This window comes from Novosphingobium sp. ZN18A2 (assembly GCF_036784765.1).
Classification (GTDB): domain Bacteria; phylum Pseudomonadota; class Alphaproteobacteria; order Sphingomonadales; family Sphingomonadaceae; genus Novosphingobium.
Map to the genome: position 1 here is coordinate 1 of NZ_CP136651.1, position 14,736 is coordinate 14,736.

At 64.9% G+C, this 14,736-nt stretch carries 17 protein-coding genes; 11 read left to right on the forward strand and 6 right to left on the reverse strand.

All coding sequences use genetic code 11. The features are described from left to right. The first annotated feature begins 268 nt into the window (after positions 1–268). Positions 269–1,669, forward strand: a complete 1,401-nt coding sequence (gene dnaA, locus RXV95_RS00005) for a chromosomal replication initiator protein DnaA (protein WP_338466981.1) — start codon at positions 269–271, stop codon at positions 1,667–1,669. A gap of 187 nt (positions 1,670–1,856) precedes the next feature. After that, the gene (locus RXV95_RS00010; RefSeq protein ID WP_338466982.1) at positions 1,857–2,627 is read left to right on the forward strand and encodes a HesA/MoeB/ThiF family protein; all 771 of its coding nucleotides are present in this window, start codon (positions 1,857–1,859) and stop codon (positions 2,625–2,627) included. 33 nt (positions 2,628–2,660) lie between these two features. On the opposite strand, the gene RXV95_RS00015 is transcribed toward RXV95_RS00010, so the two are convergent. Continuing rightward, complete coding sequence (locus RXV95_RS00015; RefSeq protein WP_338468591.1) at positions 2,661–3,377, reverse strand: NAD-dependent deacylase; 717 nt, start codon at positions 3,375–3,377, stop codon at positions 2,661–2,663. Between the two features lie 35 nt (positions 3,378–3,412). On the opposite strand from RXV95_RS00015, the gene dapB reads away from it, so the two are divergent. From dapB to RXV95_RS00030, 3 genes are all read left to right on the forward strand, one after another. Beyond that, positions 3,413–4,141 carry a 4-hydroxy-tetrahydrodipicolinate reductase gene (gene dapB / locus RXV95_RS00020; protein WP_338466983.1) on the forward strand — a complete coding sequence of 243 codons (729 nt, stop codon included), beginning with the start codon at positions 3,413–3,415 and terminating at the stop codon, positions 4,139–4,141. Next, positions 4,138–4,818 carry an endonuclease III gene (nth, locus tag RXV95_RS00025; RefSeq protein WP_338466984.1) on the forward strand — a complete coding sequence of 227 codons (681 nt, stop codon included), beginning with the start codon at positions 4,138–4,140 and terminating at the stop codon, positions 4,816–4,818. Before dapB ends, nth begins: the two co-directional genes overlap by 4 nt. An 80-nt stretch (positions 4,819–4,898) precedes the next feature. After that, positions 4,899–5,243, forward strand: coding sequence for a hypothetical protein (locus RXV95_RS00030; RefSeq protein ID WP_338468592.1), 345 nt, complete (start codon positions 4,899–4,901; stop codon positions 5,241–5,243). Positions 5,244–5,264: 21 nt separating this feature from the next. On the opposite strand, the gene RXV95_RS00035 is transcribed toward RXV95_RS00030, so the two are convergent. The 4 genes from RXV95_RS00035 to aroC all read right to left on the reverse strand — a co-directional run bounded on the left by RXV95_RS00035 (position 5,265) and on the right by aroC (position 10,433). Continuing rightward, the gene (locus RXV95_RS00035) at positions 5,265–6,584 is read right to left on the reverse strand and encodes a dicarboxylate/amino acid:cation symporter (protein WP_338466985.1); all 1,320 of its coding nucleotides are present in this window, start codon (positions 6,582–6,584) and stop codon (positions 5,265–5,267) included. Between the two features lie 133 nt (positions 6,585–6,717). Continuing rightward, positions 6,718–8,301 carry an alkyl hydroperoxide reductase subunit F gene (gene ahpF / locus RXV95_RS00040; RefSeq protein WP_338466986.1) on the reverse strand — a complete coding sequence of 528 codons (1,584 nt, stop codon included), beginning with the start codon at positions 8,299–8,301 and terminating at the stop codon, positions 6,718–6,720. A 129-nt stretch (positions 8,302–8,430) separates the two neighbouring features. Beyond that, the gene (ahpC, locus tag RXV95_RS00045; protein WP_338466987.1) at positions 8,431–8,994 is read right to left on the reverse strand and encodes an alkyl hydroperoxide reductase subunit C; all 564 of its coding nucleotides are present in this window, start codon (positions 8,992–8,994) and stop codon (positions 8,431–8,433) included. A 356-nt stretch (positions 8,995–9,350) separates the two neighbouring features. Then, the gene (gene aroC, locus RXV95_RS00050) at positions 9,351–10,433 is read right to left on the reverse strand and encodes a chorismate synthase (protein ID WP_338466988.1); all 1,083 of its coding nucleotides are present in this window, start codon (positions 10,431–10,433) and stop codon (positions 9,351–9,353) included. 57 nt (positions 10,434–10,490) lie between these two features. Between aroC and RXV95_RS00055 the strand changes: the two genes are divergently transcribed. The 5 genes from RXV95_RS00055 to RXV95_RS00075 all read left to right on the forward strand — a co-directional run bounded on the left by RXV95_RS00055 (position 10,491) and on the right by RXV95_RS00075 (position 12,545). Continuing rightward, complete coding sequence (locus RXV95_RS00055; protein WP_338466989.1) at positions 10,491–10,802, forward strand: antibiotic biosynthesis monooxygenase; 312 nt, start codon at positions 10,491–10,493, stop codon at positions 10,800–10,802. Then, on the forward strand, positions 10,799–11,146 hold the full coding sequence (locus tag RXV95_RS00060; protein ID WP_338466990.1) for an ArsC family reductase: 348 nt from the start codon (positions 10,799–10,801) through the stop codon (positions 11,144–11,146). The genes RXV95_RS00055 and RXV95_RS00060 overlap by 4 nt, the downstream gene beginning before the upstream one ends. Before the next feature lie 28 nt (positions 11,147–11,174). Further along, positions 11,175–11,744, forward strand: a complete 570-nt coding sequence (pnuC, locus tag RXV95_RS00065) for a nicotinamide riboside transporter PnuC (RefSeq protein WP_338466991.1) — start codon at positions 11,175–11,177, stop codon at positions 11,742–11,744. Next, complete coding sequence (locus RXV95_RS00070) at positions 11,741–12,274, forward strand: ATP-binding protein (protein ID WP_338466992.1); 534 nt, start codon at positions 11,741–11,743, stop codon at positions 12,272–12,274. Before pnuC ends, RXV95_RS00070 begins: the two co-directional genes overlap by 4 nt. 70 nt (positions 12,275–12,344) lie before the next feature. Continuing rightward, positions 12,345–12,545, forward strand: coding sequence for a hypothetical protein (locus RXV95_RS00075; protein ID WP_338466993.1), 201 nt, complete (start codon positions 12,345–12,347; stop codon positions 12,543–12,545). Here RXV95_RS00075 and ubiG read toward each other — a convergent pair. Then, on the reverse strand, positions 12,542–13,288 hold the full coding sequence (gene ubiG, locus RXV95_RS00080; protein ID WP_338466994.1) for a bifunctional 2-polyprenyl-6-hydroxyphenol methylase/3-demethylubiquinol 3-O-methyltransferase UbiG: 747 nt from the start codon (positions 13,286–13,288) through the stop codon (positions 12,542–12,544). The two genes, RXV95_RS00075 and ubiG, sit on opposite strands and share 4 nt — an antisense overlap. A 101-nt stretch (positions 13,289–13,389) precedes the next feature. On the opposite strand from ubiG, the gene RXV95_RS00085 reads away from it, so the two are divergent. Beyond that, positions 13,390–14,643 carry an aspartate kinase gene (locus tag RXV95_RS00085; protein ID WP_338468593.1) on the forward strand — a complete coding sequence of 418 codons (1,254 nt, stop codon included), beginning with the start codon at positions 13,390–13,392 and terminating at the stop codon, positions 14,641–14,643. The last annotated feature ends 93 nt before the right edge of the window (positions 14,644–14,736 follow it).

The following is a 14,736-nucleotide window of genomic DNA, read 5'->3' on the forward strand; positions in this document are numbered from 1 at the left end:
CGCTGGCTGCTCCATAAAACACCCGTTGCCGGTCGCGGGGTTCATCTGGACCGGTGTCGCATTGAACATTCGTTTTATCGACCTGCCAACCATGTTCGGCAGGAGTGGGTAAGTATTGTCCGCGCGGGGGCGAGCGCTTGCGGCTGCAAGAAACAGGACGGAAAACGACGTGAAATTCGATGGCGGAGGCGGGGCCGGTTCGGCCCGCGGTGTTTCTAGGTCCGCTGCCGGTGGGGCGGCACAACGAAAAAAGGGTGGCGAAGACAGGATGGTAGAGGACCAGGAAGCATTGGATCTTGCTGCTGACTGGGCCGACATAAGCCAGGGACTGAAAAAGGACCTGGGCCCGCAACTGCACAGCCAGTGGATCAAGCCCATTCAGCTTGGCACGTTCTGCAAGGAAACCGGAACGCTCGACCTGTTCCTGCCGACGGAGTTTTCGGCGAACTGGGTTGCGGACCGATTCGCAGACCGGCTTTCGCTCGCATGGAAGATCGCGCGCAGCGAAGTGCGCCAGGTGCGCATCACCGTGCACCCGCGCCGCCGCGCGCTGCCCGAGCTGCGCCTGAATGGCGAAGGCGCGGCGGCGGGGTCCGGCCTGCACCCGGTCGCACCGGCATCGATGACGCCGACCATGGCCGAAGCGCTGGCCAGCGGGCTCGACGCATCGCTGACCTTTGCCGAATTCGTGACCGGCAGCGCCAACGTGCTGGCCTGCAACGCGGCGCAACGCATGGCGGCCACCGATACGCCGCAGTTCTCGCCGCTCTACCTCAAGGCATCGACCGGACAGGGCAAGACGCACCTGCTCCACGCGATCGGCCACGCCTATGCGGCGAATCGTCCGGGCGCGCGCATCTTCTATTGTTCGGCCGAACGCTTCATGGTCGAATTCGTCCAGGCGATGCGCCAGAACGAGATGCTTGAGTTCAAGCAGCGCCTGCGCGGCTTCGACCTCCTGCTGGTCGATGATATCCAGTTCATTATCGGCAAGGCATCGACGCAGGAGGAATTCCTGCACACGATCGATGCGCTGCTGACCGCGGGCAAGCGCCTTGTGGTTGCCGCCGACCGTGCGCCGCAGGCACTGGACGGGGTGGAACAGCGCCTGCTGTCGCGCCTGTCGATGGGGCTTGTCGCCGATATCCAGCCGGCTGACATCGAACTGCGCCGCAAGATCCTCGAGCACCGGCTGCAGCGCTTCAGCACGCATGTGCCGGCCGACGTGATCGAGTTCCTGGCGCGGACCATCAACCGCAACGTGCGCGAGCTTGTGGGCGGGCTCAACAAGCTGATCGCCTATGCCCAGCTTACCGGCCAGCCGGTTTCGCTGCAGCTTGCCGAAGAACAGTTGACCGATATCCTTTCGGCCAACCGCCGCCGCATCACGATCGACGAGATCCAGCGCACAGTGTGCCAGTTCTACCGCGTCGACCGCACCGAGATGTCGTCCAAGCGCCGTGCCCGCGCGGTGGTGCGCCCGCGGCAGGTGGCAATGTATCTGGCCAAGGTGCTGACCCCGCGTTCCTACCCGGAAATCGGACGCAAGTTCGGCGGACGCGATCACTCCACCGTGATCCATGCGGTGCGCCTGATAGAGGAACTGCGCAGCCGCGACGCCGAAATGGACGGCGACGTGCGCACGCTGCTGAGACAACTCGAAGACTGAGCCCGAAAAAGGGTCGCAAACAAAGCAAAAGCACTGGGGGGCGCTGGGGCTTTGGCCATTGCGCTCCTTTTTATTGCCTGAGCCTTGGCCGCGCGCCGCTTCCGTTCGCTCCGACATGGCGGAAAGCGGCAGGCGGCTTGGACAATAGCGCTCGCAAAACCCGCCCCCCTTCCCTAAATCCCCGCGCATGACGCCCGACCGCCTCAACCGCTTTGCCCGCCACATCGTGCTGCCCGAAGTGGGCGGAATGGGGCAAGACCGGCTGGCGCGCGCGCATGTGGTGCTGGTCGGTATGGGCGGGATCGGCAATCCGGCGCTGCAATACCTGGCCGGAGCGGGCGTGGGCCGACTGACGCTGGTGGACAGCGACACGATCGAGGCATCGAACCTCCAGCGCCAGACACTGTTCCGCGAAGCGGACGTGGGCCGGGCCAAGGCGAACGTTGCGGCGCAATGGGTGGGGCGGTTCGATCCCGCGCTGAACGCCGAAGCGCATGTGCTGCGCATAACCGGCGCGAACGCGCGCGAGATCGTGCGCGGGGCGGACCTTGTGCTGGACGGGTGCGACAACTTCGCCACGCGGCTTGCGGTGTCGGATGCCTGCGTGGCCGAACAGGTGCCGCTCACCAGCGCGGCGCTGGGGCGCTTTCAGGGACAGGTGGCGAACTTCGCCGGGCACCGCGAAGGGCAGCCCTGCTATCGCTGCTTCGTGGGCGACGCCTTCGATGCCGAGGATTGCGACACGTGCGCGGACGACGGCGTGCTGGGCGCGATGGTGGGCATGGTCGGATCGTTCGCGGCGATGCACGGCCTGCGCGCGCTGCTGGAGGGAGTTACGACGCTGGGCGATCCGCAATGGGGCCAGTTGCACCTGTTCGACGGGTTGAAGCCTTCAATGCGCACGATGCGGATCGCAAAGGACGCGGCGTGTTCGGGTTGCTCTGGCGGCCAGCAGTAATCGACGGCCCGGCCCTGCGGGGAGGCGGCCGCTTCAGCCCGCCAGCACCTCGTCCACCCAGGCGGGAACAAGTTCCCCCGCCGGCCCCAGCCGCGTCTCGTGGAACCAGTGCGAACCCTGGCTGCGTTCAAGGTTCAGCTCCAGCGTCTCCACACCCAGGTCGCGCGCGGTCTGCACAAAACCGGCGGCCGGATAGACCGCACCGGACGTGCCGATCGAAACGAACAGATCCGCCATGCGCAGGGCGGCATGTATCTCGTCCATGCGATAGGGCATCTCGCCAAACCACACCACGTCGGGCCGCAAGGCGCGCGCGCCGCACCTGGGGCATTCGGGCCTGTCGGCCAGCGGGCCGGACCAGCGGCTGCGCGCGTCGCAAAAGGTGCACCATGCGTTGAGGTGTTCGCCGTGCATATGGAGCACACGCGGTTCTATTCCATAGGGCGCGCCCGCGCGCTCGTGCAGGTCGTCCACGTTCTGGGTGACAATCAGCAACCCGCCTTTCCAGTTCGCGTCCAGCCGGGCAAGCGCGTCGTGCGCGGGGTTGGGCCGCTTTGTCTGGATCGCTTCGCGCCGCATGTCATAAAAGCGAAGCACAAGGTTCGGATCGCGCGCGAAGGCCTCGGGCGTTGCCACGTCCTCGACCCGGTGCTGTTCCCACAATCCCCCGCCGCCACGGAACGTATCGATCCCGCTTTCGGCGGAAATCCCCGCGCCGGTAAGGATCACGATGTTGCGCGTCTCGTCCATCGCGCCCATGAAGCACGCCGGTAATGGGGTGAGCAATGGCCAGAATCGGAATCATCGGAAAGTTGGGGCGCATGGGGCAGACGCTGGAAAGCGCCATCCTTGCAGCGGGGCACGAAGTATCGGGCGGCATAGACAAGGGTGACGATCCCGCACCGCTGGCGAAGGACAGCGACGTGCTGGTCGATTTTTCCGCCCCCGCCGCGCTGGAAGCGACGCTGGACGCGGCGGTTGCCGCAGGCACGCCGATTGTGATCGGCACCACCGGGCTTGAGGAACGCCACCACTTCCTGATCGACGATGCGGCGCAAAGCATCCCGGTGCTTCAGACGGGAAACACCTCGCTGGGTGTCACGCTGCTGGCGCACCTGGTGCGCGAAGCAGCCGGCAGGCTGGGCGAGGACTGGGACATCGAAATCGTCGAAACGCACCATCGCATGAAGGTGGACGCGCCATCGGGCACCGCGATTCTGCTGGGCGAAGCGGCGGCGCGCGGGCGCGGCGTGGACCTTGCCGAAGCATCGGTGCGCGGGCGCGACGGCATAACCGGCGCGCGCGCTTCGGGGACGATCGGCTTTGCGTCCTTGCGCGGCGGAACCGTGGCGGGCGACCACACCGTGCATTTCCTGGCCGACAACGAACGGCTGAGCCTGTCGCACATGGCCGAGAATCGTGGCATCTTCGCGCGCGGCGCGGTGCGCGCGGCCGAATGGCTGATGGGCCGGGAACCGGGACGCTATACGATGCCGGAGGTTCTGGGGCTTTGAAGAAGGACCAGATCTTCGAATTCTTCCGCCGCCTGTGCGAACTCAACCCCGATCCGCAGACCGAGCTGGAATTCGGCAATACCTATCAGTTGCTCGTCGCGGTCGTGCTGTCGGCACAGGCGACCGACGCGGGCGTGAACAAGGCCACCCGCGCGCTGTTTGCCGAGGTGAAGACGCCCGCGCAGATGGTCGCGCTGGGCGAAGACGGCCTGAAGCAGCACATCAAGACCATCGGCCTGTTCAATTCCAAGGCGAAGAACGTGATCGCCCTGTCCGAAATCCTGGTGCGCGATCACGACGGCGCGGTGCCGATGGACCGCGATGCGCTGGTCGCGCTGCCCGGCGTGGGCCGCAAGACCGCGAACGTGGTGCTGAACTGCGCGCTGGGGGCGGAAACCTTCCCGGTCGATACGCACGTTTTCCGCGTCTGCAACCGCACCGGCCTTGCCAGGGGCAAGACCCCCGAAAAGGTAGAGGCGCTGCTGGAAAAGCGGGTGCCCGAACCGTTCCGTGTCGGCGCGCACCACTGGCTGATCCTGCACGGACGCTATCTGTGCAAGGCGCGCACGCCCGAATGCTGGCGCTGCCCGGTGGCGGACCTGTGCTCCTTCAAATCGAAGACACCCGCGCCCAAAAAGGGTAAGGTCGCCGCGCAAGGGAAGACAACAACAGGTTGAGGATCGTCATGAAACGTTCGTTCCTTTTCGCTTCCGTTCTCACCGCCGCCCTCCTCGCCGGGTGCACAGCGCAAGACGGGATGGACAAGCAGGCCGCGCGCGCGGACCGCGTTCCGGCGGCCAGATCGGTCGGTGAAGCGGTCAGCTGCATTCCGCTGGCGCAGCTGCGCGAAAGCATCGTGCGCGACGACCGGACGATAGACTTCCGCATGACCGGCGGCCGCGTCTATCGCAATGTGTTGCCCTATTCGTGCAGCGGCCTGGGGTTCGAGCGGGCCTTTTCCTACGCCACCTCGCTCTCGCAGCTTTGCAGCACCGACATCATCCATGTGTTGCAGACCGTGGGCGGCCGGGTCCAGCCCGCTGCTGCGTGCGGGCTAGGCCAGTTCCAGCCGGTGGAACTGGAGAAGAAGCCCCGCGGCTGAAGCCGGCCGCGATCCGGACGCTTACGTTTCGTAGTTGTCCGGATCGAGGTTCAGATGCGCGCGCCCGTGCGCCACGGTGCGGGTCGGCGCGTGAACCGGCTCCGCATCCGGGTCCAGCGGCGGCTGGAGCATTCCTTCCCACTTGGTGATGACCGACGTCGCCACCGCGTTGCCCACGACGTTGGTCGCGGTGCGGCCCATGTCGAGGAACTGGTCGATGGCAAGGATCAGCGCGATCCCTTCGACCGGCAGGCCGAACTGGGTAAGCGTGGCGGCGATCACCACCAGGCTGGCGCGCGGCACACCGGCGATGCCCTTGCTCGTCACCATCAGCGTAAGCAGCATCAGTATCTGCGTGCCGATATCGATGTGGATGCCATAGGCCTGCGCGATGAAGATCGTCGCAAAGCTCATGTACATCATCGAACCGTCGAGGTTGAAGCTGTAGCCCAGCGGCAGCACGAAGCCGGAGATGCGGCGCGGAACGCCGAAGCGGTCAAGCTGCTCGAACAGTTTGGGCAGCGCGGCTTCGGAACTCGCGGTCGAAAAACCCAGCAGCAGCGGTTCGCGGATGTAACGGATCAGCAGCCAGATGCGCCCGCGCAAGAACACCGCGCCGATCGTGAACAGCAGGGTCCACAGCAGCAGCAGCCCGAAATAGAACTCGCCCATCAGCACGCCGTAGGCTGCGATGATGCCCAGCCCCTTGGTCGCCACCACCGCGCCGATCGCGCCGAACACCGCGAAGGGCGCAAAGCGCATCACGTAATCGGTGATCTGCAGCATCAGGTCGGCCAGCGCCTCGCTGCCCTTCACGATGGGTTCGCCCTTCTCGCCGATGGCTGAAAGTGCCACGCCGACGAAGAGAGAAAATACCAGGATCTGCAGGATATGGTTCTGCGCCATCGCATCGAAGGCGCTGGTCGGGAATATCTCGAGAACGAAGTGGCGCAGGGTGAATTCGCCCGTCGCAAGCTCTCCCAGCTTTTCGCCGGCGTGCAGCGATAGGCCCACACCCGGCTTGAACAGGTTGACCAGGAACAGGCCGAGAGTAAGCGAAATCAGGCTGGCGCTGATGAACCAGGCGAGCGCACGCCCGCCGATCCGGCCCAGCGCGGCGGCATCGCCCATGTTGGCGATACCGGTCACGATCGTCGCGAAGACAAGCGGCGCGATGATCATCTTGATCAGTTTCAGGAATACGTCGGGCAGAAGCTTCAGGTAATCGGCCCACTGCGCCAGCGCGGGATCGCCGGCCGGATAGACGTTGTTGATCACGGCCCCGGCCACCAGGCCGAGCACCATGCCGATAATGATGTAAAGCGTAAGGCGACGCGCCAACGAAATTCTCCCCGACGACCCGAAAGTTGCCGGGGAGACTAGAGTCGGAAAACGCTATGGGCAATGCGAGGAAATTGCATTCCCGCTCGTTATCCCTGTCTGATGCGCCCGCCCGATTCAGGCGCGCGCTGATTCAGGCAGCGGCCATCTCCGCTTCGGCCGGGGCAAGACGGATCAGGTAATCGAACGCCGAAAGCGCGGCCTTCGATCCTTCGCCCATAGCGATAACGATCTGCTTGTAGGGCACGGTCGTGGCATCGCCCGCCGCGAAAATGCCCGGACGCGAGGTTTCGCAGCGATCGTCGATCTCTATCTCGCCGCGCTTGGTCAGCGCGATGGTATCGCCCAGCCACTCGGTATTGGGGACAAGGCCGATCTGCACGAAGATGCCTTCCAGTTCGACCTGGTGCACGTCGTCAGAATTGCGGTCCTTGTAGGTCAGGCCCGTCACCTTCTCGCCATTGCCGTGCACTTCGGTGGTCAGCGCGGAGGTGATGATCTTCACGTTGGGCAGGCTGGCAAGCTTCCTTTGCAACACCGCGTCGGCGCGAAGCTCGCTGTCGAATTCGATCAGCGTCACATGCGCAACGATGCCGGCAAGGTCGATTGCCGCCTCTACGCCGGAGTTGCCGCCGCCGATCACCGCCACGCGCTTGCCCTTGAACAGCGGGCCGTCGCAGTGCGGGCAATAGGCGACACCCTTGTTGCGATACTCGTCTTCGCCCGGAACACCCATCTGGCGCCAGCGCGCGCCGGTGGAAAGGATCAGCGCACGCGTCTTCAGCGAAGCGCCGTTCTCCAGCACCACTTCGTGCAGGCCGCCTTCCTCGCTGGCGGGAACGAGCCTTTCCGCCCGCTGCAGGTTCATCACGTCCACGTCATAGTCGTGCACGTGCTGCTCAAGCTGCGCGGCGAGCTTCGGCCCTTCGGTATGCGGCACCGAAATGAAGTTCTCGATCGCCATCGTGTCGAGCACCTGCCCGCCGAAGCGTTCGGCCAGAACGCCGGTGCGAATGCCCTTGCGCGCGGCATAGATCGCAGAGGCCGCACCCGCCGGGCCGCCACCGATGACGAGCACGTCGAACGCATCCTTCCCCGCGATCTCCTCGGCCTTGCGTGCCGAAGCACCGGTGTCGATCTTCGCAAGGATCTGTTCCAGTTCCATGCGCCCCTGTGCGAACGGCTCCCCGTTCAGATAGACCGACGGCACGGCCATGACCTTGCGCGCATCCACTTCGTCCTGGAACAGCGCGCCGTCTATCGCGGTCGCGCGGATACGCGGGTTGAGCACGCTCATCGTATTGAGCGCCTGCACCACGTCGGGGCAGTTCTGGCAGGAAAGCGAGAAATAGACCTCGAAATCATAGTCGCCCGGCAGCGCCTTGATCGCCTCTGCGGTGGCGGGATCGATCTTGGGCGGGTGGCCGCCGACCTGCAGCAGCGCGAGCACCAGCGACGTGAACTCGTGCCCCATGGGCAAGCCGGCAAAGCGCACGCCGACGTCCGTCCCCTTGCGGCGGATCAGGAAGCTGGGCTTGCGCGCATCGTCCGCCGGATCGGCCAGCGTAACCATGTCCGACAAACCGGCGATCTGGTTCAGGAGATCGGCCAGCTCGCGCGACTTCGCATCGTCCCCCAGCGAGGGAACAAGCTCGATCGGCTGCTTCACGTGGCCGAGATAGGTCTTGAGCTGGGTCGAAAGGTTTGCGTCGAGCATGGCGGATTCTCTCAAATGAGGATGGCGGGCAGCAAAACGGCCCGGGCGGGAGGGGGGAACCGCCCGGGCCGCACTGGGGCGCCCATAGCTGTAAAGGGATGCGCTACGGGCGCCTGCGGGTTGGCGCGATCAGATCTTGCCGACGAGGTCGAGCGAAGGCGCAAGCGTTTCGGCGCCTTCTTCCCACTTGGCCGGGCAGACCTGGCCGGGGTTCTCGCGAACGTACTGGGCGGCCTTGATCTTGCGGACCAGTTCGGCGGCGTTGCGGCCAACGCCTTCGCAGGTGATTTCCATCACCTGGATCACACCGTCCGGATCGACCACAAAGGTCGCGCGGTCGGCAAGACCCTGGCCTTCGCGCAGAACGCCGAAGTTGTTGCTGATCGTGTGGTTCTGGTCACCCAGCATGTGATAGTTGATCTTGCCGATTGCCGGCGAGCTGTCGTGCCAGGCCTTGTGGCTGAAGTGCGTATCGGTCGACACCGAATAGACTTCCACGCCCATCTGCTGCAGCGTGGCGTACTGGTCGGCCATGTCTTCCAGTTCGGTCGGGCAGACGAACGTGAAGTCGGCCGGATAGAAGAAGAACACGGCCCACTTGCCGCGAACGTCACCGTCGGTGACTTCCAGGAACTTCCCTTCCTTGAACGACTGCGCGACGAACGGCTTGATCTCGCTACCGATGATTCCCATGACTTTTTGCTCCGCTTGTTACGGGGTTGAAACTGACGATCCGGAAATAGGTGTGCGTCTGCGAAAACGCCAATGGGGAAATCCGATTTTTGCGATTGAGTAAATCAATCATCGAAATTTGATCGATATCATGGATTAAAGACTCGACATCGGCAACCGCTTCGGCGATGATGGGGTTTCTGCATCTTTTCAAAGTATAACCGAAACGGACCGAGTTGCCCCGGCCCGGCGCGCATCGGGATGCAAACCGGCCATCGTCGCGACAGATCGGATTTCGCTATCGCAGGAAAGCGGATGTTGCGATTGCGCTGTTGCTATCGTCTCAGCCGCACGCTTTTCTCAGCTGCGCGCTTTTCTCAGCCACACTGGGCCTTGTGCATCAGCTTCTGGTCGGCCAGCACCAGCGCCATCATCGCTTCCACCACCGGCACGCCGCGAATGCCCACGCAAGGATCGTGGCGGCCCTTGGTGAACAGCTCGGTCGCTTCGCCCTCACGCGTAACGGTGGGAACCGGCTTGAGGATCGAACTGGTCGGCTTGAACGCCACGCGCACCGTCACCGGCTGACCGGTGGATATGCCGCCCGCAACCCCGCCCGCGTGGTTGGCAAGGAACGCCGGACCTGCATTGCTGCCGCCCGGTTCGGCGGGCCGCATCGGGTCGGCATTGCCTTCGCCGGTATTGCGCGCGGCGGCAAAACCGTCGCCGATCTCCACGCCCTTGACCGCGTTGATTCCCATCATCGCGTGCGCCAGTTCGGCATCCAGTTTGGCATAGAGCGGCGCGCCCCAGCCAGCCGGAACGCCGGTTGCCGCGCATTCGACCACCGCACCCAGCGAAGAACCCGCCTTGCGCGCACCGTCCACCAGCTTTTCCCAGCGCGCGGCGGCAGCGGCATCGGGGCAGAAGAACGGGTTGCGGCCGATCTCTTCCGCGTCGAAATTCGCCATGTCGATCGCATCGCCGCCGATTTCGGATACCCAGCCGAGGATTGCCACTTCGGGAATCGCCAGCCGCGCCACCGCACCCGCCGCCACGCGGCTGGCGGTTTCGCGCGCGGATGACCGGCCGCCGCCGCGATAGTCGCGAAAGCCGTACTTCGCGTCATAGGCATAGTCGGCATGGCCGGGACGGTACGCCTTCGCGACCTCCGAATAGTCCCTGGATCGCTGGTCGACATTCTCGATCATCAGGCTGATTGGCGTTCCGGTCGTCCTGCCCTCGAACACGCCGGACAGGATCTTCACCTGGTCGGGTTCCTGCCGCTGCGTGGTGAAGCGCGATTGTCCGGGGCGCCGCGCGTCAAGGAACGGCTGGATATCGCTTTCGTTCAGCGGCAGGCCCGGCGGGCACCCGTCAACCACCGCGCCGATCGCGGGTCCGTGGCTCTCGCCCCAGGTGGTGAAGCGGAACATGTGGCCGAAGGTGTTGAAGCTCATGATCGGGCCTTGTCGCGGGATTGGCGCTTTGTCCAGACGCGGCTATTGAGCGCGGTCATGTACGTCAACGTATTCCGCAGCCACAAACACGAAGGCCATGACGCCGCGCGCTATGCCGCCGATGCCGAAGCGATGCGGGCATTGGCGGAAACGCAGCCGGGGTTCATTTCGTTCAAGAGCTTTGCCGCACCGGACGGCGAAACGCTTTCGATGTCCGAATGGGAGAGCGAGGAACACGCCCGGGCATGGCAGCGCCACGCCGCGCACATCGCGGTGCAGGGGCGCGGGCGCGCGGACTATTACGAAAGCTACACCGTCTATTCCTGCGCCGAGCCTGAGGTGCGCCGCTTCAAAAGGAACGAGCCTTGACCATCACGCTTTACGGAATCCCCAACTGCGACACCGTGAAGAAAGCGCGCAAGTGGCTTGACGGACAAGGGCTGCCCTACGCATTCCACGACTACAAGAAACAGGGCGCGGATGCGGGCAAGCTGGCCGCATGGATCGATGCCGCCGGGTGGGAGAAGGTGCTGAACCGCGCGGGCACGACATTCCGCAAGCTGCCAGACGGGGACAAGGCGGATATCGACGCGCAAAAGGCCGCGCGGCTGATGCTGGCCAATCCAAGCATGATAAAGCGGCCCATCGTCGAACATCCGGGCGGGCTTCTTGTCGGTTTCCGGCCGGAAGAATGGGCCGCCGCGCTGGCCTGACCGGCGCGAGGGGGGAAGGTATCGCGTCATGAATCCGCTTGAGGCGGCAGCCTTAGTCCTGGGCTTCGCCAACATCATCCTGCTTGTCCGCCGCTCGATCTGGAACTTCCCGTTCGGCATGGCGATGGTCGCGGTGCTGGCCTTCGTGCTGTTCCGCGCGAAGCTGTATTCGGAAGCCGGCCTGCAGGTCTTCTTCTTCGTGGTGCAGGGATACGGCTGGTGGTTGTGGCACCGCGCCGGCGGGGAAGAGCACGCGGTGGCCGTGTCATGGCTTCCCGCCCGCGCGCGCATCGCCTGGGGCGTGGCGACGGCGGTGCTGTCGCTCTCGCTGGGTTCCATCATGCACGCGCTGACCGACGCGGCGATGCCCTTCGCCGATTCGGCCGTAACCGGAGCCAGCATCGCCGCGCAGTTCCTGCTCTCGTTCCGCCGGGTGGAAAACTGGGTGCTGTGGGTCGGGATCGACGTCGTCTCTATCGAACTGTTCGTGATCCGCGGGCTTTACCTCACCGCCGTTCTCTATGCCGGGTTCCTGGTGATATCGGTGATGGGCCTGATCGAATGGAGCCGCGCCGCGCGAAAGGCCGCGCAGCCGTGAAGCGCATATGCTTCCACGGCGCTGAAAGCACCGGCAAGTCCGCGCTCGCCCGGCGGCTGCACGCGCGTTTCGGCTGGCCCTGGGTTCCCGAATACGGACGCGAATACTGCGAAACGTGTGGAACCGACCTTGCGATGGACGACCTGCTGGCTATCGCCGAAGGGCAGGACGCGGCGATGCGCGCGGCGGCGGCCGGCAACCCCGACGTGTTGATCCTCGACACCGACCCGCTGATGACCGCGGCCTGGGCGCAGATGCTGTTCGCCAATGTTCCGCCCGAACTGCTCGAATACGAAAAGGCCGATCTCTACCTGTTGTTCGCACCCGACGTGCCGTGGATCGCGGACGGCACGCGTTTCTTCGGCAGCGACAAGGCGCGCGCCCGCTTCGCCGCGATTGCCGAAGACATGCTGGTGCGCACCGGCGTTGCCTTCATCCGGATCGAAGGCGACTGGGCCGCGCGCGAGGCACAGGCGATTTCCGCGATTTTCCAGTGCGGCGGCGATGGCGCGGGACCATGCGCGCCATAACCTGAAATTAACCTCTCCGCGCAATAAGATCGCGCCTGACCGTGCAACAGAACTTCGCGAGGAGCGGCACATGGCATTCTTCAAGTCGATCAGCCCTGCGCTGATCCTGACGCTGATTCTTTCGGGGATCATCGGCAGTCAGGGTTCGACCGGCGGCGTCATGGGTATCCAGCACAAGTATATCTACGACTATGGCTATTACTGGTCGTGGTCCACGTTCCTGTGCTCGCTTGGCGTGGTCTGGGCGCTGATCATCATGCAGGGCGATTAGGCCGCCTTCTTCGTCGCGCTGACGATATAGTTCAGCGCCAGATCGTCCGACAGGTGGAGCCCTTTCGAGGGCGACCACGCGATGCCTTCCGGCGCGCCCGTCTCTAGCCCGGCATCCGCCAGCAGATCGCACAACTCGTCCGGCGTGACGAAATCGTCCCAGTGATGCGTGCCGCGCGGGATCAGGCCGATACGTTCCGCCCCTTCCACCATCAGCAGGCGCGACCGCGCGGTGCGGTTGGGGGTGGACAGCACCATCAGCCCGCCATCGTCCAGCGCCGCGGCCAGTTCGCGGACGAAAGCCCGCTTGTCGGCCACGTGTTCGATCACTTCCATCGCTGTAACCAGATCGAAGCCCGAGAGGCCGAGTTCGCCGATCTCGCCGTGGCGATAGTCTATCGCCAGCCCGCCGCCCTGAGCGTGCGCCTGCGCCGCCGCCACGTTCTCCGCCGCCGCATCGACCCCGGTAACCGCCGCGCCCAGCCGCGCAAGCGGCTCGCACAGCAGGCCCGCCCCGCAGCCCACGTCGAGCGCCCGCCTGCCCGCCAGCGGGCGGACCGAACGCGCATCGGCATCCCAGTGCCGGTCAATCGCCGAGCGCACGAAGCCGAGCCGCACCGGGTTCAGCCTGTGCAGCATGGCCGAAGAACCCTTCGGATCCCACCAGTCGGCGGCGAGGCGGCCGAAATGTTCGGCTTCGTCCGAGCGGATCGTGGCCGGCCGGTTCGTTGTTGCATTACCCATGCCACCTCCCTAACAGGACGCCCGCTGCGCCGCGAGGCCCATCGCGCGCAAGAATGTTTCGTTTCATGCGTGGACAGGAGCCCGAATTGGCCCGGATCGTGATGAAATTCGGCGGCACGTCGATGGCCGGGACCGAGCGCATCCGCCGCGTGGCGCGAATCGTCCAGCGCCAGCAGGCCGCCGGGCACGAAGTCGCGGTTGTCGTTTCCGCCATGGCCGGAGAGACCGACCGGCTCGTCAACTTCTGCCGCGAAGCGAACGCGCTTTACGATCCGGCCGAATACGACGTCGTGGTGGCGAGCGGCGAACAGGTGACGTCCGGCCTGCTGGCGATGCACTTGCAGGCGCTGGGCTGCAAGGCGCGATCGTGGCTGGGCTGGCAGGTTCCGATCCACACCGACGGGGCGCATGCCAAGGCCCGCATCCAGGAAATCGATTCGGACCGGCTGATCGCTTCGATGCGATCGGGCGAGATCGCGGTGATCCCCGGTTTCCAGGGGCTGACCGAAAATAACCGCGTCACCACGCTGGGCCGGGGCGGGTCCGACACGTCGGCCGTTGCGGTGGCGGCGGCGGTGGAAGCGGACCGCTGCGACATCTATACCGACGTGGACGGGGTTTACACCACAGACCCGCGCATCGTGGCCAAGGCCCGCAAGCTGAGCCACGTGACATACGAGGAAATGCTCGAACTGGCATCGGTCGGTTCGAAAGTGCTGCAGACCCGCTCGGTCAGCCTTGCCATGAAGGAAGGCGTGCGCGTGCAGGTGCTGAGCTCGTTCATCGACGATGACGCGCCCGCGGCCGATACGCTGCCCGGCACGATGATCGTTTCCGACGAGGAACTTGAGGAACTGGAAATGGAACGCCAGCTGATCACCGGCATCGCCGCCGACAAGAACGAAGCCAAGGTCACGCTGACGCGCGTGCCCGACAAGCCGGGCATCGTGGCGACGATCTTCGGCCCGCTGGCAGCGGCGTCAATCAACGTCGACATGATCATCCAGAACATTTCCAAGGACAAGGGCGAGACCGACGTTACCTTCACCCTGCCCCGCGCGGACCTGGCGCGCGGCCTTGCCATGCTGGAAGCGCGCAAGGACGATATCGGCTTCAACCGCCTGATTTCGGATTCCAAGGTTTCGAAGATCAGCGTTGTCGGTGTGGGCATGCGCAGCCACGCGGGCGTTGCCGCCATGATGTTCAAGGCGCTGGCCGATCGCGGCATCAACATCCTTGCCATCACCACCAGCGAGATCAAGGTTTCGGTGCTGATCGACGAGGATGAGACCGAACTGGCGGTGCGTATCCTGCACACCGCCTATGGCCTCGACGCCGCGGACGAAGCGGCCTGACCGCCACGCCCGGCCCGCTTCCCTTCGCGCAGGCCCTGTTCGCGCCGGCGCAGACGATTACGCCCGACCTTGCAGACCGCGCCCCGCGTGAGG